Here is a 20971-nt window from a genome sequence, read left to right as displayed (position 1 = left end):
TTCCTGTTACCACTAAAAATTATTCATAAGTATGGCAAACGAAAATAATGGCATCAATTTGGTTGTGGCAAACCCTGAAGGCAAGCCTGTTGTTTACACGGGTTCACCTGCCACCACACTGACTTTTTCATTAACTAATTTAACGGGCGCGAATATCACGTTTGGGAACGGCACGGATGCCAACACCTTCGAAATTTTCCTGCCGGTATGCTTTGCCCTCTCGGATCTGGACAACATGCACATCCTCCTTGAAGGCTGGGCATTTAGTGTGAACAGCCAAGACACGTCTTTGATGTTGGTGTACAGCGGGGGAGGCGCACCAGTGTGGAATGACGGTGCCGTGTTCAGCTTTGACGTCACAGGGGTGCAAACCACTGCCCAGCCTAATACGGACACGGCACAAGTGACCTTCATCAATTTTTCCGATGGCGTGCCTTCACAGGTCACCGCACCTTTAAGCGTCTCCAACCCGCCTGTCCCGGGCAATGCCGACCTGACTAAAGTGTTACAGGTCTCTTTGGATAACCAAGGCGGCGTCATTGTTTCCCCTTCGGGCGACCCTTTACAGAACACTGTCTTCCTCAATATCAAAAACATAGGCGGCGCCCCGTTGTATTCTGGGGACGCCATGTGGCAGGGCAACCCCACGGTCACCGTTGTGTTTGTTTATGGCACCTCAACGGGGAGTTTGGCCCCTGATAACAAAACCAATGTCGGGCCAGGCAGTGGTTCGGCTTGGAACATTGCCGCCACCATCCCTTACAATCCGCCCCAAAATATCTGGGGCACCACGAACCCGTCTTCCGGTTCATCCGATGCCCATCCACGCTGGTTCCTCAAGCCCTCGGCGCTGAACCAAGGCATTATCGGCACGGGCGATAATGCGAATATCACCTTTAGTTTTAGCGAGATTATTTCCTTCACTCCGCCCGGACATACACAAATGATTGTGCAGTTCAGCGGTTTTATGAAAGATGAAAATACGCCTTACGACGATGCGGTATTTGTCCTGGACATGGTGAAGCAGAATGCACCTGCTACCCGCGGGCTCATCAACTTTTTTAGCCCGACCCCCCTGTATACGGTAAACCAACCTAACACACCGATAGCGATCCCCTTGCGGTGGGCTATGTTTGATGTCGCCAGTGTCACCGTCATCGCCAGTTTTCCGGGCATTAGCCCTATTGATGTGCCTTATCCGAACCCGACGACCATCGCTTATGACAATGCGGTAGTGACCATACCGGGCACTACCCAAAGCACGGCGGTGACCATCACCTTACAAGCCTACAATGGCACGGGCGGTTTTTTGAACAGCATGCAGTTCACGGTCTACATACAAGCCAACATGTTTGTGGACCCGCGTGACGGCAAGGTCTATCCGGTCGTTAAGGCCAATAACAGGCTATGGATGTCGGCCAACTTAGACTATGTGGCGCCTGCCGGTTCGTCAGTGTATGGCCCTGAAGCCCAATATGGACGCTTGTATCAATTTAATGCCGCCGCCCAGCCGCAAAATATGTCTGGATGGAGATTGCCGAATAAAGACGATTGGGAAAACCTCATCACCACTTTTACTTATGCCCAGTTAATAGCGGGCGGCGACAGTGGTTTTGACGCCCTACTTAACGGGTCTATGGACGTTAATGGCGTCCCCTCCAACTTTAGTGTCTACGGTTATTATTGGACAGGGGTAAATAATGGCGGCAAGGTGGATTATTTGTCTTTCAGTAGCAAAAGCAATTCGGTAACTTACTTGGAGGGCGCTTACGCCCTGCCTGCCGCATCCTCGCTGTCCGTAAGATATGTGAAAGACGTAAGTTAAGTGTCTGATATTATGGAAAATAACAAGACCATTTGCCTTTGCATGATGGTGCGCAACGAAAGCCATGTCATAAAAAGGGCATTGGAATCCGCCAAACCGCATATTGATTATTGGGTCATTGTTGATACGGGCTCAACAGACAATACGGAGGAAATCATCCAACAAACCCTTCTTGATATACCCGGTGAACTGCATCATTCAAAATGGGTGGACTTTGGCCACAACCGTACCGAAGTGGTACGCTTGGCCCGCAACAAAGCCGCTTACCTGCTTATCCTGGATGCGGATATGGCCGTTAATGTGTATGCCCCATTCAAACACAAACTGACCGCTGATGCTTATGAAATCAGGTACGAAGGCGATGAGTCTTACACACAGCACATGTTGGTCGCCGCCCGCCACAACTGGCATTATGTCGGTGTCACCCATGAATATATAGATGCCCCAACCAAGCAATACATCGACTGGATGGATGAGCTGACCCTGACGCATTTTGCCGATGGGGGGATGCGTAGCGACAAATTTGAAAGGGACATCCGCCTACTGACGGAAGATTTGCAGAAAGACCCGGGCAATGCCCGTAGCCTTTTTTATCTTGCCCAATCCTACAAGGACTTGGGCAAATACAAGGACGCGCTTTATTGGTATGAGCAGCGGGCCGCTATGGAAAATAGCTGGGACGAAGAGCGGTGGTTTGCCCAAATGCAGGCGGGAAGGATGAAGTTGCTTTGCGGTTATCCCTGGGATGAAGCCGTGCAAGCTTTGTTGAAAGCCTATGCCATGAGGCCTTCCAGAGCCGAACCCATTTATACCGTAGTCAGGTATCTGCGGGAACAGGGTTCATACCAATTGGCTTGGCAATTGTGCGCTTTTGCCGCCAATGGCATGCCTTTGCCAACCCGCGATATTTTGTTTATCGACACCCCGGTTTACCGCTACTTATTACAATTGGAGTATGCCGTTTGTGCTTATGCCAATGCATACTTTGCTATGGCCCTCAGCGCCTTCAATAGCATCTTGGGCATGGAGGGTTTGCCCGCCGATGTCGAAAATTCCGCTATCCGTGGGCGGAAATTGTGCTTGGCACAGTTGTTCCCCCCTAAAGAAAATATCGCCGGTCCCGACAATAGGATTATGGTGGTCACCATCTTTAACAATCCTGGAGATGCGCTCAACACTAATGTGCAGCAGCTGTTGGCGCAAAATTATCCGGACACCAAAACCCTGTTCATCAATGATGCTTCGACTGACGAAAGCCCCCGATATTTACCCCAAGCAAATGGGCAAATAACCCTAATCCATCATGCGGCTCGCCAGGGTTATGCCGCCAGTTTGCATGAGGCCATAACCGGACATTGCGATGCCGATGACATTGTGGTGATAGTCAACGGGGAGGATTGGTTGGCAGGGGCCGATGCGTTAAGCCAAGTGAATGCATTTTACCAACAGCAGGATTGCTGGGTCATGTATGGCCAATTTAACTACAGCACCGGGCAAAAAGGCGATAGCCAACCCTTTGCTTCCGTTCAGGAATTGCAACAACATCGTCAACAGCCCCGCGTCAGCCGGTTAAATAGTTTTCGGGCGGGGCTCTACCAGAGCATCGCCATGGTGGATCCATCATACGAGTGCCTTAAAAATGAAAAAGGGCAATGGCTGACTGCCGCCCCGGAAACCGCCATGATGGTGGCGCTCATGGAATTGGCCGGGTTTGACCGGATCCGCTATCTCGATGCGGTGCTAGGTACCTGTACAAAAAATATCCGTCATCCTGACAATTGGCTACAAGCCAACTTAATGAAAAATAACCTGAAAACCATAGCCGCTAAACGCCCTTTCATACCGCTCCCCAGTTACCGGTATGGAATTGATGGTATGGCAGGCCTTGAAAAGCGGATTTAACTTAAAAGTGATTGGACAATGAATGGGTCTTTGAACGAATTTTACGAAAAAGCGGCCTTGCTGGGGCATGACACGGACAAACTTGCCGCAGGGGAAACCGTTATTTCCTATGGCACTTTTGCCTCGTTGCTTGAGGGAAGGCGGTTGCTTTCGATGGCTACGGACGCACAGCGGGTGGCTAGGCAACAAAGCTTTTTCAACCCGCCTTTGCAGGCAAGGCAGCGTCTGGGGCAGGGCATACATGACCGTGGTGAAGCCCTGGTGTTTGCCGACGGTGTTTTGTTGGATGGCGACCACCAAGGCATAGGCAACCACATGCCCGCCCATATCAAGGCCATCAGCGTCCTACAAAAAACTATCCCCGCCGGGGAGGTTTGGGATGTCAGTGTCAGGGGCGAAGCATGGGGCATAGATGATATGGAAGAGCTGTATACCGCTGTCAACGTGGGTGAACTCATCATAGGGCCGGGAGCTAAATTAATCGTCAGGGGCAATGTGTTTTCTTTGCTTTGCCAACGGCTGGTTTGCTTACCCCCAACAGGGGACGGCACTGACGATTACCAATTGGGCATATTGCCGACACCTTTTTCAGTTGACAATAAAAACGGCGATATGGATGGCGGCGGCGGTGCGGATGGCCTGCACGGCGGACAAGGCGTTGACGGTAAGCAAGCCCACGTCAGCAGTAGTATCTTGGGATACACCTTGACCCATGACATTACTGAAGAAGCCATGTGTGGCAGTGATGGCGGTGACGGTAAAGATGGGGCACCGGGCATCCATGGACGCAATGGGGGAATGTGCAAGTTGGCAGAAATCACAGTACGTAATCTGGAAGGACGGCTGGCTGTTTTTGCACAGGCAGGTCAGGGCGGCAATGGCGGTCGGGGCGGCGATGGCGGTGATGGTGGCCACGGCGGCCACGGGGCTCAGGGTTATAAGTTAATACGAAAAACGTTAAACGCCGGCACCGGCGGCAAGGGGGGCAATGCAGGAAGTGGGGGTAAGGGTGGCATGGGCGGTAATGGTGGGTTGGCTTCTAATATATATATCAATCTGCCAACCGGACAACAATCCCAAGTCAGCTGTATGACCCTGGCATCTCAAGGGGGCTATGGTGGCCGAGGTGGCAAGGCAGGCGTAGCGGGCCATGCTGGCTTAGGCGGAAAGGGTGTGATCCCTGGCGCCGATGGTTTAGCCAGCGAAGCGGGGACGGATGGTAAAGATGGTATGGACGGGCGTTCGCGGCCTGCTCCGTGGATGTTTGTGAATGAACAGAGAAGGACAGGTGAAACCGTTTTGGTGGAAGCGCCGCAAATGGCGGCCTCATATCAGTGAGTTTTATCTACATTTTATAACCCATTATTTTTAATATAGGAAACCACTATGAAAAAATTAAGTTTTTATGAACGGGCGGAAAAGCTGGGGCATTCGGCTGAAGGGCTCAAGGCAGGCCATAAAATAGCTTCAGTGATCAGCATCCCCAATATCGAAGAATTAAGAAAACTATTGGATGACGGCTCTTCTGACGAAGACCGGGCTAAAAGGGAAGAGGCATTGTTTGGGCATATTCCGTTGACTTCGCCTGAAACAGATACCTCGGATGCCGGACTGTTAAGACGGGTGCATTCTTATGTTTATGGCAATGGGGTGTTGGCCGATTCTGACCGGGAAATTATTGACCAAGCTTTCCCTTTGGATGTTTTTGCCGAATCCGCAGCTAACGTGACTTACGATGTCCCAACCAATTTGGGCACTTCGCAATTAATGATCACTTTAAATTACGGGACGGTGACCATCAACGACCAAGCCTGTGTTTCAGTTTACAATTCCACCTTGAATTATACGATGGATACCTTGGTAAGAAATGGCACCCCACCAGCAGGAATGGGGGATTTTAATATCCTAGGTGTAACGGGCGGGACTGGCCCTGCAGGGGCTACGGGGGCTACGGGTGGTAATGGCAGTACGGGTAAGGCCGGTAACTGCTCCAGTGCAGGCATTGCTGGAGACTCGGGGCAAAATGGAACCGTAGGCAATACCGGAGGGACAGGCGGTGTAGGTGTGGCCGGTTTTGACGGTTTACCCAGCATGCCCGCCACCATTACCATTAACCAATCTATACAAAACACCAATTCTATCATTGTGTTTACAGCATCTGGCGGTGGTGGTACGGGTGGTGTTGGCGGTCAAGGTGGGACAGGCGGCATAGGCGGGAATGGCGGGAATGGTGCGACCTGCGGATGTACGGGATCAGGTGCGGGCAATGGCGTAAATGGCGGGGCGGGCGGCAATGGTGGCACAGGTGGCCAAGGCGGCAATGGCGTTAATGCCTCCGGCAATGTCATTGTCAATGTACCCGCCACTTATTTAAATGATATTAACGGGATAAGCGGGCCGGCTTCACCAGGCGTTGGTGGTGCTGGTGGTACAGGCGGGGTCGGCGGTGCTGGCGGCGGTGGCGGTTCCGGTGGTAAACACAATGGTAACGGCAGTGGCGGCAGCACGGGCGGTAACGGGACTAATGGTGCTAAAGGCGTCCAAGGGACGCAAACAGGGGCACCCGCGACTATTATCCCTAAGCCTATTTAACAGAAAAACATTGCTGCTTTTGTCCATGGCTTCCAGTTGTTTCCGTAAGCCATGGATATTGCAAAAAATTGTAGGCTAACGCAATTGGGTGCAGGCACTTTAGTTTGGCGGGATGTGCCTAGTGGGCTGGGGATTAGTTCCAGACTATTGATAGCAACCTTTGGGACACCGCTACAAAACACCGGAATATTCCCATATAAATAACCAAATAATATCCCCTAAGGCACGTATGGTTCCGGTGCTTCAATGTATCCAGCCATATTTCACATTTTGTTGGTACAGATTCACCCTGCATCAATACACACAGCACAACAGCAAAGGTTGTTGGCCATTCAGCATTTCCGAATTAAAAATCACTAGGTTTAAATTTCCCCGTCACTCCGTATAAGCTGGCAGCAATAGGTTTTGGCTAATTAGCCAAGGACTTATAGTTAATTAAGCTTAATGGTACAGCTCTTGCGTTAGCGAATCCGTTATTTCCTTATTTTTATAATTCCGAATTCATATCGCCTAGAGGTTTTACATGCGTAAATTATTGTTTCCCGTTTTTGGCTTGACTGTCGCGTTGACGGGTTGCGCCAGCTTACAACCACAGCCTTTGCAATCAGCCGCTGATGCGCTGGACGTTGCCAAGCTGAAATCCATTGAATTTTCAGGGACTGGACGTTGGTTCCAGTTCGGGCAGGCACCGAACCCCAACCTGCCTTGGCCGCAGTTTGATGTCAGCCGCTATACCGCCGATATCAATTATGAAACGCCCGGTGCGCGTGTCCAGATCACCCGTAAGCAAACCATAGAAGCCGGGCGCTTGCGTCCGGCTCCGGTTGAGCAAAAACCTGACCAATATGTCAGCGGGCAGTATGCTTGGAACCTTGCACCGCCAGCCAATGCGCCGCAAGGTGCGCCAGTCGCAACTGCCCAACCTGCCGCCGTTGAAGAGCGTGCCGCCGAAATTTGGGCGACCCCGCAAGGTTTTTTGAAAGCGGCTATTGCCCATCAAGCCACTTCCCAAGCCGCCGATGACGGGACGGAGGTGTCCTTCACGGTAGGCGGCAAATACCGCTATATTGGCAGGATCAATGCCAATCACCAAGTCGAGGGCGTGAAAACATGGATAGACAATCCGATTTTGGGCGATACGCTGGTGGAAACCAAGTTTTCAGATTATAAGGATTTTGGCGGCGTGCAATTCCCTGCCCATATCGAGCGTAGCCAAGGCGGTTATCCGGTATTGGATTTGAAGGTGGCCGAGGTCAAGTTAAATCCGGCGGTCAATCTTCCTGTACCCCGTGAGGTCGCCAGTTTTAAACTACCACCCGTTAAGGTTAGCCGTCTTGCCGATGGCGTGTTTTATCTGACGGGCGGTACGCACCACAGTGTCGCCATTGAGCAGCAAGACCATGTTGTTGTGGTCGAGGCACCGCTGAACGAAGACCGTTCTTTGGCGGTCATCGCCAAGGTCAAGGAAATTATCCCCAACAAGCCTATCAAGTATTTGGTGAACACCCACGCGCATTTCGACCATTCCGGTGGTTTGCGCACTTACGTCGATGAAGGCGCGACCATCGTGACGGCGCAACAAAACCAACCCTATTACGGGCAAGTTTGGGCGGCACCCAGAACGCTTAATGCTGACCGTTTGGCGAATTCAAACCGGACCGCCAGCTTTGAAACTTTTTCCGACAAACACGTTTTATCTGATGGCAAACGTGTGATTGAAATCCATTCCATTGCCGGCAATGGCCACAACGATGCCTTCGCGTTGGTTTACCTTCCTGCCGAGAAAGTCCTGATCGAAGCGGACGCTTATACCCCGGCCGCCGCTAACGTGCCGCCACCTGCTTCCCCTAATCCATATTCTGTGAACCTTTATGAAAACATCCAAAAGTTAGGGTTGGATGTGGACAAAATCGCCGCCTTGCATGGGTCACGGGTGGTGACATTGGCTGACCTTCGCGCGGTGATTGGTCTGGCTAGGGCTTCCCGTTGAGGAAGCCAAACATTCTGCGGAGATAAGGCATGCTGAAAAACTGGCAAATATTTGCTTTGGCAATGGCCGGAGGGTTGGTGCTGGCACAGTCCGCTCTAGCCGCCGGAATCGATCCCGCTTCGGTCGAATTCCAAACGCCAGGACAAATACAATGGGTCAGGAATGCCGCCGGAACTAACGAACAGGCAGTTTTGTTCGGAGACCCCAACAAACCTGGGCCTTATGTCGTGCGTATCAAATGGCTACCCGGCAATATGAGCCGCCCGCACTTCCATCCTAATGACCGTTTTTTTTCTGTCATCTTAGGGACTTGGTGGGTGGGGACAGGCGAAAAATATGACCCTGAAGATACCATCCCTGTCCCTGCCGGCAGTTATGTGATCCACCATGCGGGTAAGATCCATTATGACGGGGCAAAAAACGAAGAAACTATTATCCAGGTGTCCGGCATCGGCCCTGCGTCTTGCATACCGGCAGAGAAACATTGATGCCGCGTCATTTATCGTCGATATCGTAAGCGATAGCCCCAATTTTAAGCATTACGTCCAATAAAACTTCGGCGTGGCCCTGTGCAAGCATGACCACGCCGACTGTCCAATGTAAAAACACCATTTAGTATCGGCAAATCCTTGTGGATAAGGCATTACCCTGAGTTAGCCGTTTACGGCAGCGCATAGGCCAATGCCCAAAAATTCCTTGATATATTAAACGATAATCATTATCATTTGTTTTAAGCGATGAATGACCTCTCGCTTCTTTCGTTTAACGCCGGATATTGCATCTTGCGTTAAACATTTTTTCCGATTACCACACAGACGGGTGAGGTTTATGCTCCAGCGACAGTCCATTTCTGATAAAACCGAATTGATACGGCTACATTCGGCAACCTGCCTTTCGATGACACAATTCATCAATGGTCACCACTGCCCAAAACTATCCCATTTGATCGTGCAGCAACTCAGTTTATTGATCGCGCATCCCGATTTGGAACAGGTTTCCAACAGCCGGGATATGTACCAACAATTGCTCGAACACTGGCAAAGGGCTGTACATGGGCATCCTTCCAAGTTTCACTAAACACGTTTACGGACTTTGGATTCGAGATGAAAAATATCAATAACCTGCACATCCACCGCCAGAGCGTCGTGATTGTGGAACAGGAATCGGTTCCTGAGCGGCGGCGGGTCAGTAGTGCCGAGTTGTTTGGGATGCAGCATGAAGTCGTTATTGAACACAATAATGAGGAGTACCGCCTCCGCATCACCAGCAACAACAAACTGATTTTGACCAAATAGATGGGCTTGTAAACTTGCATTACCCAGCTAGCCACCCAGCCCCGCCGGACTAGGCAGCCCGCCAAGCGTTCAAATAAACGGAACTATTTTCGAGATTTCAGCAGTCAATAAACCGCCCTCAGCAGCGGCGTAGCCAGCCACCTAGAGCGTTAGCCAGGAAGCCAGCCAACTTTCATTGGTATATAAGGTATGGCTATGTCAAAACATTCTTTTAAGGTATTGGATTTTCCAGTCCCCACCGCTAAAAATCCACATCAGGCCCGAAACAACAGCTTATCCAAAGCCGGGATGCTTACTGTCGTTAGCGGCAATAATCCTGGCAATGCCAGTGCGTCCCCTATGCGTCCTGCCAGGCAAGGCGTTGGCCATCTGGGTAAACGCGGCGAATATTTAATCGCCATTCCGGTGACCCTAGCCTTGCATTGGTTAGGGCTTTTCGCCGTGCCGGTCGCCGAACCCCAGGAAACTATCCAAGCACCGAAACCGATTAGGGTGGAATGGCTGGGCAACCCGCAACCCCATGCAGAACCCGCTAAAGCGATCCCGCAGCAACTACCCGCCAAGCCCAAACAGGCAAAGCCCGTTGAAAAGCCTAAGGCGAAACCACGGAAAATGGAGGCCAACCCTTCAAAGCCCCTTATTGCCGCCCCCGGCACGGCAGCCGGGCCAGCAATCGCGCCGTCGCCAGCCCCCACGGCCAAGCCAGCGGTGGCCGCATCAGCAAACCCGATGCCCATGGCGCAAGCCGAAGCGGAACCCCGCGCCGCCGAGACTATGCCCGTCACGCTACCGCACCTTAATGCCAATTACCTGGACAACCCGGCACTGGATTATCCGCCCGTTTCACGCGAACTCAGCGAACAAGGCCGGGTGTTGGTGCGGGCCATGGTGAATGCCGACGGCCATGTCAAGCAAGTGCTGTTGCGTAAAAGCAGCGGTTTTAGCCGGCTGGACCAGGCCGCGCTGGATAGCGTGAGAAATTGGCGTTTTGTCCCGGCCCGGCGCGGCGAGCAGCCCGTGTCGGCTTGGGTTGTTGTTCCCGTTGCCTTTACTCTTGAAGGATAGCCAGATGGATTTCAAACATTTTTTGGCGCAAAGCGATACCCTGGGTACGGTCTTGTTCGGCTTGCTGGCCTGCATGTCGATGGCGAGTTGGTATTTTATTATCGTCAAAGCTTGGCAAGGCAGGTTGGCGCATCGCCGTAGCACACAATTTTTAAACAGTTTCTGGGACGCGGCTTCGTTGGATGATGTCGCGCAATCGTTGGTCCGGCATCCGGCCAGCGAACCTTTCGCCCATTTGGCCTACCACGCCATCAGTTCAGTCCGGCACCATGCCGAACATGGTGCACACCGCTTGCATGAGGCCGGTTCTGCGCCGGAATTTCTGACCCGTGCCATGCGCCGCGTCATTGATGAAGAGACCGCCAAGCTGGAATGGGGGCTTACGGCCTTGGCTTCGATTGCCAGCACCGCGCCGTTTGTCGGCCTGTTCGGCACGGTATGGGGGGGTTACCACGCGCTGGTCGGCATCGGCAAAGGCGGGCTAGGCACGCTGGACCAAATCGCCGGCCCGGTCGGCGAAGCCTTGATTATGACCGGATTGGGCTTGGCGGTCGCCATCCCCGCCGTGTTGGCGTACAACGATTGCTCACGCTCGAACCGCCTGACGCTGGCAAAGCTCGATGCCTTCGCCCATGATTTATTCGCCTTTTTGACCACGGGCGGCACTGTGCCAACCCAGACAGGAGGGCAGTGATGGCCTTCGGCGGTTTCGACCAAAACAAAAATACGCATCCGGTTTCAGAAATTAACATGGTGCCGCTGATAGACGTGATGCTGGTGCTGCTGATTATTTTCATGATCACCGCACCGTTGATGACACACACCATCAAAATTGACTTGCCGAAAACCGGCGGCCAGGCGCAGCCCGAACCGCCCGATGCCATCGCGTTATCCATCAATCTTGACCAGCAGCTGTTCTGGAACGGAACGCCGCTATCACGCCAGGAACTTCAGCAACGCTTGCGGCAAATCTCAATCCAAACGCCGCAACCGGAAGTGCACGTCCGCGCCGACCAGGCCGTACCGTACCGGCTGATTGCCGAAACTTTGTCCGATGCCGCGCAAGCCGGAGTGACCCGCATCGGTTTTGTCGCCGAGCCGGATCAGGGTGGCCAATGATGGTCTGTCCACGAAAGGCATGAAAAAAGATGATAAAACTTTTATTTGTAAACCCACCAGCCACCCAGCGTTTCCAGTCAGGCAGCCATCCTTTAAAACTATGCAATATTGACAGGGGAACTGTATGCCCAATCCAAAAACCACAAACAAATGGCCGTTAGGGGCTTTATTGCCGTTAGGTGCGGCGTTGAGCGGGATGGCCATGGCGGCGGAACCCGTAGCGGCTTATCCTGACGGGACGGAAACCGTCCTTGAAGATGTCAAGGTCAAGGCCGCGCCCTCGCAAAAACCCAACCGCTTCAAGGCCGAAACGTCCACGACTGGCGGCAAGACCGAGATGGCGATCCGTGACATCCCGCAATCGGTGAGTGTCGTCAAAAAAGAGCTGATCCAATCGCAAAATGCCTTTAATTTGCGGGATGCTTTGAAAAACGTCAGCGGCTTGACCATCGCCGCCGGGGAAGGGGCGCGCACGGGCGATTCGATCACCTTGCGCGGCTTTTCCGCCAATTCCGACAATTATCTCGATGGCGTGAAGGAAAACGGGCAGTACAACCGCGACACGTTCTTTATCGAAAAAACCGAAGTGCTGAAAGGCGCGTCCTCCATCCTATTCGGGCGCGGTGCAACGGGCGGCGTGATCAATCAAACCGCCAAAAAACCCACGGGCAAAACGGGCGTGACGGGCGGGTTCACTTATGGTTCTTACGATTTCAAACGCACCACGATGGATGCCGAATCGGCTTACCAAAACTTGTCGGCGCGGCTGAACTTCCTGTTCCAAGACAACGGGTCGTTCCGCGATTACAACGACACCCAACGGCTGGGTTTGGCGCCGTCCTTCCGCGTGAAAGTCGATGACGGCACCAACGTGGATTTGAGTTTGCTGCATCAGGAAGAGCAGGGCGTGTTCGACTACGGTGTGCCGATGTATCGCGGCAAACCCGCCGATGTGCCGGTCAACACCTATTATGGCTTTACTGATAACAGGTTGATGGACACCGACACCAATGTCGCCACGGTCGCGCTCAGCCATCGTTTCAACGCCGATTTTTCGGTCAAGAACACCGTGCGGGTCGGGGCGTATGAACGCAATTACCTCACCCATTTGTTTGGTGCGGTCACGGACAAAGGCGCGGCGTCGACGGTGGCGCGTAGCCAAGCCTTACGCCGCAACGTGCAGGACAATGTCTATAACCAGACGGATTTTGTCTACAAAAAACCGTTATTGGGCTTCAACAACACCTTGATGTTCGGTAGCGAATTCGGTTGGGAAAATTACGATTTCAAATCCAAAAACTCGACAGGGGTCAGTAGCATTTCTATCTTCAATCCGGTGTTGACCGCCAGCAGCACAGGCTTGGCGACTGATTTTAGCGGCATCTTGACGACTGACCGTTACACCAAGGCGCAAACCTATGCGGGCTATGTCTTGGATCAGTTTGAAATTTCACCGGAGTGGAAAGTGTTGGTGGGGACGCGCTATGACCAATTCGACGCCCAGCAGCTAGACCGTGTCGCCACTGACAGCTTCAGCCGTAGCGATAGCCAGTGGAGCCCGCGCAGCGGTTTGGTCTGGCAACCGGATAAGGTGCAGTCCTATTATTTCAGTTACGGCACGTCCTTCAACCCGTCGGCGGAGAGTTTGTCGCTGAGCGAGTCCACCGCCAATTTGCCGCCGGAACAGAACCGCAATTTTGAAATCGGTGCGAAATACGATTTGTTCGGCGGACGTTTATCGGCGACGGCGGCGGTGTTCCGTTTGGAAAAAACCAATGCCCGCACCGCCGACCCTAATGACTCCAATTTGACTATTTTGGCGGGTGAGCAGCGCACCGATGGTTTTGAATTCGGTTTGGCGGGCGAAGTGCTGCCGCGATGGGACATGTCGATGACCTATGCCTATTTGGATGCCGAGATCAGCAAATCCAATACGATGGCGACGGGTACGGTCAGCGGTTTGAGCAAATCCCTACAGGGCATGAACGCCACCAATGTCCCTGAACATAGCGGCGTGGTCTGGAACAGTTTCCACATCACGCCGGAGTGGGAAGTGGGCGGCGGCGTGTTTTACGCTTCCGACCGCTACGCCGACAACGTCAATGAAGTGACCTTGCCGGCTTACGCGCGTTTGGATGCCGTCGTGGCTTATCACCAAAAGCATTACGATGTGCAGATGAACGTGTTTAACCTCGCCGACACCGTGTATTACGAATCGGGGCAAACCCGTTCGGCCTTGCCGGGCGTGCCGTTGTCGGCGCAAGTGACGTTGAATGTGAAATATTAATTAGGATGGGTGGTACGAAGCCCAACAACTTTGAAGTTATAGAATTTACGCTTGTTCCCAAGCTGCGGCTTGGGAAGCTTTAGCTTCCAGTCATTTTCGAAGCTAGAACTTCTTAGTCTTGGGTTACCAAAGCCGGAGTTTGGTAACCAGCAGAAATTCTAGCATGAAGATAAAAGCATTTTTAAATCTGAGGCTTAAGTGAAATATCTATATTTTCATTATGTCTTATCAGAGACCTTTTTGCATTATCTTTAGATGAAAAAATCACAGGACGTTGTTGGGTCTTATCGGTTAACTCAATAGAACTCTTGTCTTTAACTAGGGTAACTTTATATCCGCTACCTGGAATTTTTTCGAGTTTTGCTTTATCGGCGGCTTTAATATTTGCTATAGCTTGTTCGGTAAGACGGTTTCTTGACATAAAATTACCATATAAATGAATTAAAAGTTACGTTATATTAGCAATAAGATTGCATTAAGTAAATACCTTAGATTTATTTTATTTCATAGATTGTTGGTGTTGTTTGCGATAGCGTAATCCGACCTACGATTCAAATACTTATCTAATTACCAAAATGAACACCACCCAAGCCACCACAACCCGCCCGCCCAAAAGCCAAGGCGGTTATCTCTTCTTACCCAAACCCCTTGCCCGTGGCACATTTTTAAAATGGCTGCGCCGCACCCATGCCTGGTTAGGCTTGTGGGGTGCGGCCTTGGGTTTGCTGTTTGGGGTGTCCGGCATCTTGCTCAACCACCGCGACATCCTGAAAATCCCCGCCGCCAAAATGGCCCAGCATGAACTGCAATTGCCGCTGCCTGGACTGCATCCCAGTGACCCTAAGGCCTTGGCGGTATGGTTGGGGCAAACTTTAGGCATCGACACCCAACATGCCAGAATCCGCCGCGAAGCGGGCAAGGCCGTGGTCTGGAACAACACCACAATCCAACAGCCGCCGCTGTGGCAAATCTCCGTCCGCAACCCCAAGCGTGTGCTGCAAGCCGACTATTGGGAAGGCAACGCTTTCGTCAGCGTCAAACAAGGCGAAGCTAATTTCTTCGCGCTACTGACCAACCTGCACAAAGGTTCGGGCATGGGCATCGGTTGGGTGTTGTTGGCGGACACGCTGGCGGGTGGTTTGGTGGTGCTGAGTTTGACGGGCACGCTGCTGTGGACGGGTCTGCATGGCAAACGTTTGGCGGCGGCTGGTTTGGGCTTGGGTTCATTCGGCCTGGCCATGTTTTTTACCTTACAAGCCATCGGGGAATAGACAAAAATGCTGGTTCAAATCCCCGGACTCCTCAGCCCGCAAGCCCTGCAACAATGCCGCGATATGCTCGCCGGTGCGCCGTGGACAGACGGGCGCGTCACCGCCGGAACCCAATCGGCGCAAGTCAAAAACAATTGGCAATTGCCGGAACAAAGCCCGCAATGCCAAGCCTTGCGCCCGGTCATCGCCGATGCCTTAAACCAGAACCCCCTGTTCTTATCCGCCGCCCTGCCAAAACGCATTTTTCCGCCTTTGTTCAACCGCTACGAAGGTGCGCACAACACTTTTGGCAACCATATCGACAACGCCATCCGCTATTGTCCGGTCACCGGACAGCGCATCCGCACGGACTTGTCGGCAACCGTGTTTTTAAGCGATCCCGACAGTTACGAAGGCGGCGAACTGGTCATTGAAGACACTTACGGGCAACATGCGGTCAAATTGGCGGCGGGCGATATGGTGTTGTATCCGGGTTCCAGTTTGCATCGGGTGGAACCCGTCACTAGCGGCGTGCGGATGGCGGCGTTTTTCTGGATCGAAAGCCTGGTGCGGGAAACCGAACGCCGCCGTTTGTTATTTGAGATGGACATGGCGATAGTGGAACTGCGCAGCACCCAAGGCGATTGCCCCCCGGCCATCAATTTGACGGGCTGCTACCATAATTTACTGCGGATGTGGGCGGAGGTTTGACTGCCATGGCATTTTTGTCACCATCCCCATTGATGGCTTCGTGGCGCAGGATTTAAATGCTTGGTTTGGGGGGAGTGCTGTTTGCTGGTGCTAGCCCCGATCCGGCTATATGCTTATTTTTTAACATCACTGTTGCTGGCCTATATGAATATCAACAGGGTAAAAATGATTTTGCCTGTTGGACGAAAACATGGCCGTGGGCATCAATGGCATTTAATTAATAATTCTTAGTTAAACAATGGCTTATAGTTAATTTAAATTAAATTTTTCTGGTTTGTGATACTGGCACGATAGCTGCTCTAGTACATACGAGAGCGACGATGCCCATTCGGTACGGGCATCCCGAACATTCTAGCCATACATCAAGGAACCCCTAATAACCATGAAAAACTCACCAAAACTGCTGTTGACGACATTATTGATCCTTGCGGCGCCAGTCACCTTTGCCGCCAACCATGACGCAGGCCATGCCAGCCAAAGCAAAGAAGCCCACACCGGCGATGCCCGCCCTTACACTGCCAAATCCCCAAAGCTCAACCGTGCCCAGTTGGACGCGTTGCTTGCCAAGCCTGAGCAGCTCACCATCATTGATGTCCGCCGCCCTGACGAAGTTTCGGCAATTGGCGGGTTTCCTGTTTATCTGAGCATCCAGCTCAATGCCCTAGAACAAAGTTTAGCGTTTATCCCTAAAGACCGGACGATTGTCACGGTGTCCAACCACGCCGGACGCGCTGGCAAAGCGGCTGACCTGTTGGCGGAAAAAGGTTTCCATGTCGCCGGGGCGGTCGGTTCGCAAAATTACGAAGAAGAAGGGGGAGTGATAACCAAAATCGCCCCGGTTGCGCCTAAAGCCACAGACCATAAAAAGAAACTTTGATAAAGCCAGGCATAGGCCGCTGACGCTTTTATATTTGGAGCATAGCCATGAAGACGAAATTATATCTTGCCATCCTGTGGGGGCTTTCCGGCGCGGTAGCGTTAGAAGCCTCCGCATCGGTGGATTTGTTCAACAATCCGGTCGGGGCGATAGGAGCCAAAAGCAACCAGCCGGACCTGTTCAATAACCCGGTCGGTGCGATAGGCACCGATAAAGCCCAAGCCGTGCCCGCAACCGAAAAAGCGGCGCCCGACAAGTCTGCCGCCGCCGAAGCAAAACCCGCCCAAACGGCCAAATCCAACCATTGGGCATATAAGCCAGTGAGCCGTCCGTCAGAACCAGCGGTCACTGATAAAAGCTGGGTGCGTAACCCTATTGACGCGTTCGTTTTGGCAAAATTGGAAGCCAAGGGGATCAAGCCTTCACCTGAAGCGGACCGTGCCGCGTTCATCCGCCGCGCGACGTTAGACGCTTGGGGCGTGATCCCCACGCCTGAGCAAGTCCAAGCCTTTGTGGAAGACACGGCGCCTAATGCTTATGAAAAATTGGCTGACCGTTTGTTGTCGTCGCCCAAATACGGTGAGCGCCAGGCTAGGCGTTGGCTGGATTTGGCACGCTATGCCGATAGCACGGGCTTTCAAAACGATGAGACGCGGCCTAATTTATGGCGCTACCGCGATTATGTGATCAATTCCTTCAACCAGGACAAACCGTATTCGCGCTTTATCCAGGAGCAATTGGCGGGTGACGAGATATGGCCTGACAACCAGGATGCCTTGATCGCCACGGGGTACATGGCGAATTTCCCCGACAACCACAACTCGCGGGATTTGGTGCAACGGAAATACCAGATCACCACCGACATCACCGATACGGTCGGCAAAGTGTTTTTGGCGCAGACCGTCGAGTGCGCACGCTGCCATAACCACAAATTCGACAAGATCAGCCAAAAAGACTATTTCTCCTTGCAATCGTTTTTTGCCAACGTCAGCGCGGTTGACAATATCCCTGTTGCGAAAAAAAGCGAAGTCGAACATAACTACGAAGCGGCTCTGGCCAAGTGGGAAGCCGCTACGAAAGATATCCGCGACAAGCAAAAAGCGATTATCGATTCGGTTAGGGACCAAGCCGTCAAGCATCATAAGGAGCGTTATTTGACGGATAGCCGCGAGGCGATCTTTAAGCCCCAAAGCGAATGGAACGCCCAAGACCGCTGGGTGAACCACCGTTTGGCGTACATCACCGACCAGCAAAGTTTGGCGGCTTTTTTGCGGGACACCGCAGAAAGCAAAGGTAAGGACAAAAACTACACCAAAGAAATTGCTGACAAATGGACGGAGTACGACAAGCTGGCCGAAGACCTGAAAAAGTTTAACGACTTAAAACCCAAATCCGGTTCGACTGAAATCTCCGCCATGACCGAACTGGGCCACTCCGATGCGCCGCCCAGTTATGTGTTTTTTGGGGGTGACCATGAGAAACCTTTGGAACAAGTGCAACCTGCGTTCCCTGAAGCGATCACCGACGAGAAACCTGATATTAAGGCGACGCCCTTTTCATCAGGCAGACGCGCCGCGCTGGCAAATTGGATCGCCAGCGATAAAAACCCTTTGACGGCACGGGTGTTCGTCAACCGGGTTTGGGAAGAATATTTCGGCCATGGCATTGTCGAAACCGTCAGTGATTTCGGTAAGGCCGGACAAAAACCGACTAACCCTGAATTGCTGGACTACTTGGCTGACAATTTCATCAAGCAAGGCTGGAGCATCAAAAAACTGCACCGCGACATCCTGTTGTCCAGCGTTTACCGTCAAGCCTCGGATTACCGTGAAGACATCGCCAAAGCCGACCCTGACAACAAATTGTTAGGGGTTTTCCCAAGAAAACGTTTGGAAGCCGAGCAAATCCGCGATTCCTTGCTGGTCGCGTCAGGCAAGCTGGAAGACAAGGTCGGCGGCCCCAGTGTGTTCCCGCCAGTCCCTGCCAACCTAGGTGCGGGCAACCAATGGCAAGTGTCTAAAGACCCTCAAGACCAGAACCGCCGCAGCTTGTATATCTTCACGCGCCGCAGTGTGCCGTACCCCTTGCTGGAAACCTTCAACATGGCTTCCGCGCAAGAGGCGCACAGCAAGCGTGAAGTGACCACCTCGCCTTTGCAGTCATTGGCCTTGTTCAATAGTGACGTGGTGTTTGGCTGGTCCCAGGCGTTGGCCGGACGGGTCATTAATGAAGCGGGTAAAGATGAAGCCGCGCAATTGGATAGGTTGTATCAAATCTTGTTTGCCCGCAAAGCGAGCGATTCCGAAAAAGTGTTGTTGCAGAAATTTTTGGACAACCATGAAAAGACGGTCAGGGAAAAAACCTCGGAAGGTAAGTTTGCGGTCAGCATACCGACCGGGCTGAAAGATAACCAAAAGCTGGATCCTATCCGTGCCGCCGCATTTGTTGATTTGGTACATACCGTGGCGAATTCCAACGAATTCATCTACCGCTTCTAACGCAACTATTATTTTCTAAGGGGATAAAGACATGAACAACCAATCACGCAGGGATTTTTTACTGAAAACAGGCTATGGCTTAGGCGGAATGGCATTGGGCGGGATGTTGCCTGGTGGCGGTTTCCTTTCCAGTGCCTTGGCATCCGAGCTGGCGGATCCGCTGACACCTAAACAGCCGCACTTTGCCGGCAAAGTGAAATCCATCATTTGGTTACACCAAAACGGCGCACCCAGCACGCTGGATTTGTACGATTACAAACCGGAACTGGTCAAGTTGGCGGGACAAGATGTCCCGGCTTCTTTCTTAAAAGGCATCAAAACCAGCACCCAAGGGGGCTTGGGTAAATTGTACGCGTCCAACCGCACATGGAAGCAACATGGCCAAAGCGGAGCTTGGTTTTCGGACTTGTTGCCCAATTTGGCGCAACATGCCGATGACCTGACTTTCATCAAATCCAGCGTGACGATTGGCGCGACCCATGACATTTCCATACTCAAGCTGAACTCGGGTGGTTTGAACCCGGGCCGCCCGACGCTAGGTGCATGGATCCAGTATGCTTTAGGTTCGGCAAACCCCGATTTGCCTGCTTATGTCGTCCTTTACAACGGCAAAAAAGAACCGACTGGCGGTTCCATCAACTGGAGCTCAGGCTTCCTGCCTGCGGTGTACCAGGGGACGGCTTTCCGTTCAGGCAAATCACCCATCCTGCATTTGGAACGTCCTGAATTGGTTGCCGCATCGCAGCAACATGACAATTTAGGTCTGTTAAAGCAATTGAACGATTTAAAAGACCAGGCCTATCCCCAAGACACTGAGTTGCAAGCCCGTGTCCGTTCTTATGATTTGGCGGAACGCATGCAAACGTCAGCGCCCGAAGCCGTTGACTTGAGCAAGGAGTCGGATGCGACCAAAGCCCTGTATGGTTTGGACGATGAAACCACCAAAGAATATGGCACCAACTTGCTGCGGGCGCGCCGTTTGGTCGAACGTGGCGTACGTTTCATCCAAGTCGTCAGCGGCCCTGTCGATGTGGACGGTGACGAGCGGACTTGGGATGCCCATACCAAACTGGAAGAAAACCACGGCAAACATGCCAAAATCGTCGATAAACCGATTGCCGGCTTGCTCACCGATTTGAAAGCCTTAGGTTTGTTGGATTCGACTTTGGTGGTGTGGACTTCAGAATTTGGTCGTACTTCCTGGGGCGAAAGCGGCACTGGCCGTGACCATAACCCTTGGGGTTACACCCAATGGTTGGCGGGTGGCGGTGTCAAAGCCGGGACAACTTATGGCGCGACTGACGAAATCGGCCTGCAAGTGGCGGACAAATCGCTTGCCGTCGACACCTACGACTTACACGCCACTATCCTCAACCAAATGGGCTTGGACCACTTGAAGCTGGTCTATAAATATCAAGGCCGTTCCGAACGCCCCACGGTGGTTTACGGAAAGGTCATTAAAGAACTCATCGCATAGTTGGGGCTGTTTACCCGGCAACCAACCCTTTGGGTATTGATGATGAAACCATGAAGGGCAAAATTTAGGCAGGTTTTTCTTAC

At 52.4% G+C, this 20971-nt stretch carries 18 protein-coding genes; 17 read left to right on the top strand and 1 reads right to left on the bottom strand.

The features are described from left to right. The first annotated feature begins 31 nt into the window (after positions 1-31). From METMI_RS0119790 to METMI_RS0119730, 12 genes are all read left to right on the top strand, one after another. On the top strand, positions 32-1825 hold the full coding sequence (locus METMI_RS0119790; protein ID WP_019868046.1) for an FISUMP domain-containing protein: 1794 nt from the start codon (positions 32-34) through the stop codon (positions 1823-1825). Further along, a complete protein-coding gene (locus tag METMI_RS25770) occupies positions 1826-3727 on the top strand; it encodes a glycosyltransferase family 2 protein (protein ID WP_156829907.1) in 1902 nt (633 codons plus the stop codon). It begins immediately after the preceding gene. Positions 3728-3757: 30 nt separating this feature from the next. Further along, positions 3758-5065, top strand: a complete 1308-nt coding sequence (locus METMI_RS28210) for a hypothetical protein (protein ID WP_156829906.1) — start codon at positions 3758-3760, stop codon at positions 5063-5065. 48 nt (positions 5066-5113) lie between these two features. Beyond that, positions 5114-6319 (top strand): hypothetical protein, encoded by a 1206-nt coding sequence (locus tag METMI_RS27180; RefSeq protein WP_019868043.1) that lies wholly within the window; start codon positions 5114-5116, stop codon positions 6317-6319. A 523-nt stretch (positions 6320-6842) separates the two neighbouring features. Then, the gene (locus METMI_RS0119770) at positions 6843-8309 is read left to right on the top strand and encodes an MBL fold metallo-hydrolase (RefSeq protein WP_019868042.1); all 1467 of its coding nucleotides are present in this window, start codon (positions 6843-6845) and stop codon (positions 8307-8309) included. A 29-nt stretch (positions 8310-8338) separates the two neighbouring features. Beyond that, positions 8339-8797: a cupin domain-containing protein gene (locus METMI_RS0119765; protein WP_019868041.1), complete on the top strand. Its 459-nt coding sequence runs from the start codon at positions 8339-8341 to the stop codon at positions 8795-8797. 340 nt (positions 8798-9137) lie between these two features. Further along, entirely contained in the window at positions 9138-9386 is a 249-nt protein-coding gene (locus METMI_RS26475) for a hypothetical protein (RefSeq protein ID WP_029151824.1), read from the top strand. 26 nt (positions 9387-9412) lie between these two features. Beyond that, positions 9413-9604, top strand: a complete 192-nt coding sequence (gene hemP / locus METMI_RS0119750; RefSeq protein ID WP_019868038.1) for a hemin uptake protein HemP — start codon at positions 9413-9415, stop codon at positions 9602-9604. Positions 9605-9799: 195 nt separating this feature from the next. Continuing rightward, on the top strand, positions 9800-10669 hold the full coding sequence (locus tag METMI_RS24690; protein WP_019868037.1) for an energy transducer TonB: 870 nt from the start codon (positions 9800-9802) through the stop codon (positions 10667-10669). Positions 10670-10673: 4 nt separating this feature from the next. Further along, positions 10674-11363 carry a MotA/TolQ/ExbB proton channel family protein gene (locus tag METMI_RS24685; protein ID WP_019868036.1) on the top strand — a complete coding sequence of 230 codons (690 nt, stop codon included), beginning with the start codon at positions 10674-10676 and terminating at the stop codon, positions 11361-11363. After that, complete coding sequence (locus METMI_RS0119735) at positions 11363-11788, top strand: ExbD/TolR family protein (RefSeq protein WP_019868035.1); 426 nt, start codon at positions 11363-11365, stop codon at positions 11786-11788. Before METMI_RS24685 ends, METMI_RS0119735 begins: the two co-directional genes overlap by 1 nt. Before the next feature lie 124 nt (positions 11789-11912). After that, a complete protein-coding gene (locus METMI_RS0119730) occupies positions 11913-14075 on the top strand; it encodes a TonB-dependent receptor (RefSeq protein WP_019868034.1) in 2163 nt (720 codons plus the stop codon). A 181-nt stretch (positions 14076-14256) separates the two neighbouring features. Here METMI_RS0119730 and METMI_RS0119725 read toward each other — a convergent pair whose 3' ends face one another. Beyond that, a complete protein-coding gene (locus tag METMI_RS0119725; protein ID WP_019868033.1) occupies positions 14257-14496 on the bottom strand; it encodes a hypothetical protein in 240 nt (79 codons plus the stop codon). A 154-nt stretch (positions 14497-14650) separates the two neighbouring features. Here METMI_RS0119725 and METMI_RS0119720 point away from each other — a divergent pair, with 154 nt between their 5' ends. The 5 genes from METMI_RS0119720 (at position 14651) to METMI_RS0119700 (ending at position 20888) form a co-directional block, all read left to right on the top strand. After that, on the top strand, positions 14651-15346 hold the full coding sequence (locus tag METMI_RS0119720) for a PepSY-associated TM helix domain-containing protein (protein WP_019868032.1): 696 nt from the start codon (positions 14651-14653) through the stop codon (positions 15344-15346). Positions 15347-15352: 6 nt separating this feature from the next. Next, entirely contained in the window at positions 15353-16036 is a 684-nt protein-coding gene (locus METMI_RS0119715) for a Fe2+-dependent dioxygenase (protein WP_019868031.1), read from the top strand. Between the two features lie 382 nt (positions 16037-16418). After that, positions 16419-16913, top strand: a complete 495-nt coding sequence (locus METMI_RS0119710; protein ID WP_019868030.1) for a rhodanese-like domain-containing protein — start codon at positions 16419-16421, stop codon at positions 16911-16913. Positions 16914-16960: 47 nt separating this feature from the next. Beyond that, positions 16961-19411: a DUF1549 and DUF1553 domain-containing protein gene (locus METMI_RS0119705; RefSeq protein ID WP_019868029.1), complete on the top strand. Its 2451-nt coding sequence runs from the start codon at positions 16961-16963 to the stop codon at positions 19409-19411. A 31-nt stretch (positions 19412-19442) separates the two neighbouring features. Further along, complete coding sequence (locus tag METMI_RS0119700) at positions 19443-20888, top strand: DUF1501 domain-containing protein (RefSeq protein WP_019868028.1); 1446 nt, start codon at positions 19443-19445, stop codon at positions 20886-20888. Positions 20889-20971: the final 83 nt, after the last annotated feature.

It is taken from the genome of Methylovulum miyakonense HT12 (assembly GCF_000384075.1).
Lineage (GTDB): Bacteria > Pseudomonadota > Gammaproteobacteria > Methylococcales > Methylomonadaceae > Methylovulum > Methylovulum miyakonense.
This window is presented reverse-complemented; position numbering and strand designations above follow the sequence as displayed.

Coding starts and splice junctions, on each gene's coding strand:
- METMI_RS0119790 (WP_019868046.1), top strand. CDS start 32: ATGGCAAACGAAAATAATGGCATCAATTTGGTTGTGGCAAACCCTGAA.
- METMI_RS24690 (WP_019868037.1), top strand. CDS start 9,800: ATGTCAAAACATTCTTTTAAGGTATTGGATTTTCCAGTCCCCACCGCT.
- METMI_RS27180 (WP_019868043.1), top strand. CDS start 5,114: ATGAAAAAATTAAGTTTTTATGAACGGGCGGAAAAGCTGGGGCATTCG.
- METMI_RS0119715 (WP_019868031.1), top strand. CDS start 15,353: ATGCTGGTTCAAATCCCCGGACTCCTCAGCCCGCAAGCCCTGCAACAA.
- METMI_RS26475 (WP_029151824.1), top strand. CDS start 9,138: ATGCTCCAGCGACAGTCCATTTCTGATAAAACCGAATTGATACGGCTA.
- METMI_RS0119710 (WP_019868030.1), top strand. CDS start 16,419: ATGAAAAACTCACCAAAACTGCTGTTGACGACATTATTGATCCTTGCG.
- METMI_RS0119765 (WP_019868041.1), top strand. CDS start 8,339: ATGCTGAAAAACTGGCAAATATTTGCTTTGGCAATGGCCGGAGGGTTG.
- METMI_RS0119735 (WP_019868035.1), top strand. CDS start 11,363: ATGGCCTTCGGCGGTTTCGACCAAAACAAAAATACGCATCCGGTTTCA.
- METMI_RS0119700 (WP_019868028.1), top strand. CDS start 19,443: ATGAACAACCAATCACGCAGGGATTTTTTACTGAAAACAGGCTATGGC.
- METMI_RS0119720 (WP_019868032.1), top strand. CDS start 14,651: ATGAACACCACCCAAGCCACCACAACCCGCCCGCCCAAAAGCCAAGGC.
- METMI_RS0119730 (WP_019868034.1), top strand. CDS start 11,913: ATGCCCAATCCAAAAACCACAAACAAATGGCCGTTAGGGGCTTTATTG.
- METMI_RS0119770 (WP_019868042.1), top strand. CDS start 6,843: ATGCGTAAATTATTGTTTCCCGTTTTTGGCTTGACTGTCGCGTTGACG.
- METMI_RS0119725 (WP_019868033.1), bottom strand. CDS start 14,496: ATGTCAAGAAACCGTCTTACCGAACAAGCTATAGCAAATATTAAAGCC.
- hemP (WP_019868038.1), top strand. CDS start 9,413: ATGAAAAATATCAATAACCTGCACATCCACCGCCAGAGCGTCGTGATT.
- METMI_RS0119705 (WP_019868029.1), top strand. CDS start 16,961: ATGAAGACGAAATTATATCTTGCCATCCTGTGGGGGCTTTCCGGCGCG.
- METMI_RS24685 (WP_019868036.1), top strand. CDS start 10,674: ATGGATTTCAAACATTTTTTGGCGCAAAGCGATACCCTGGGTACGGTC.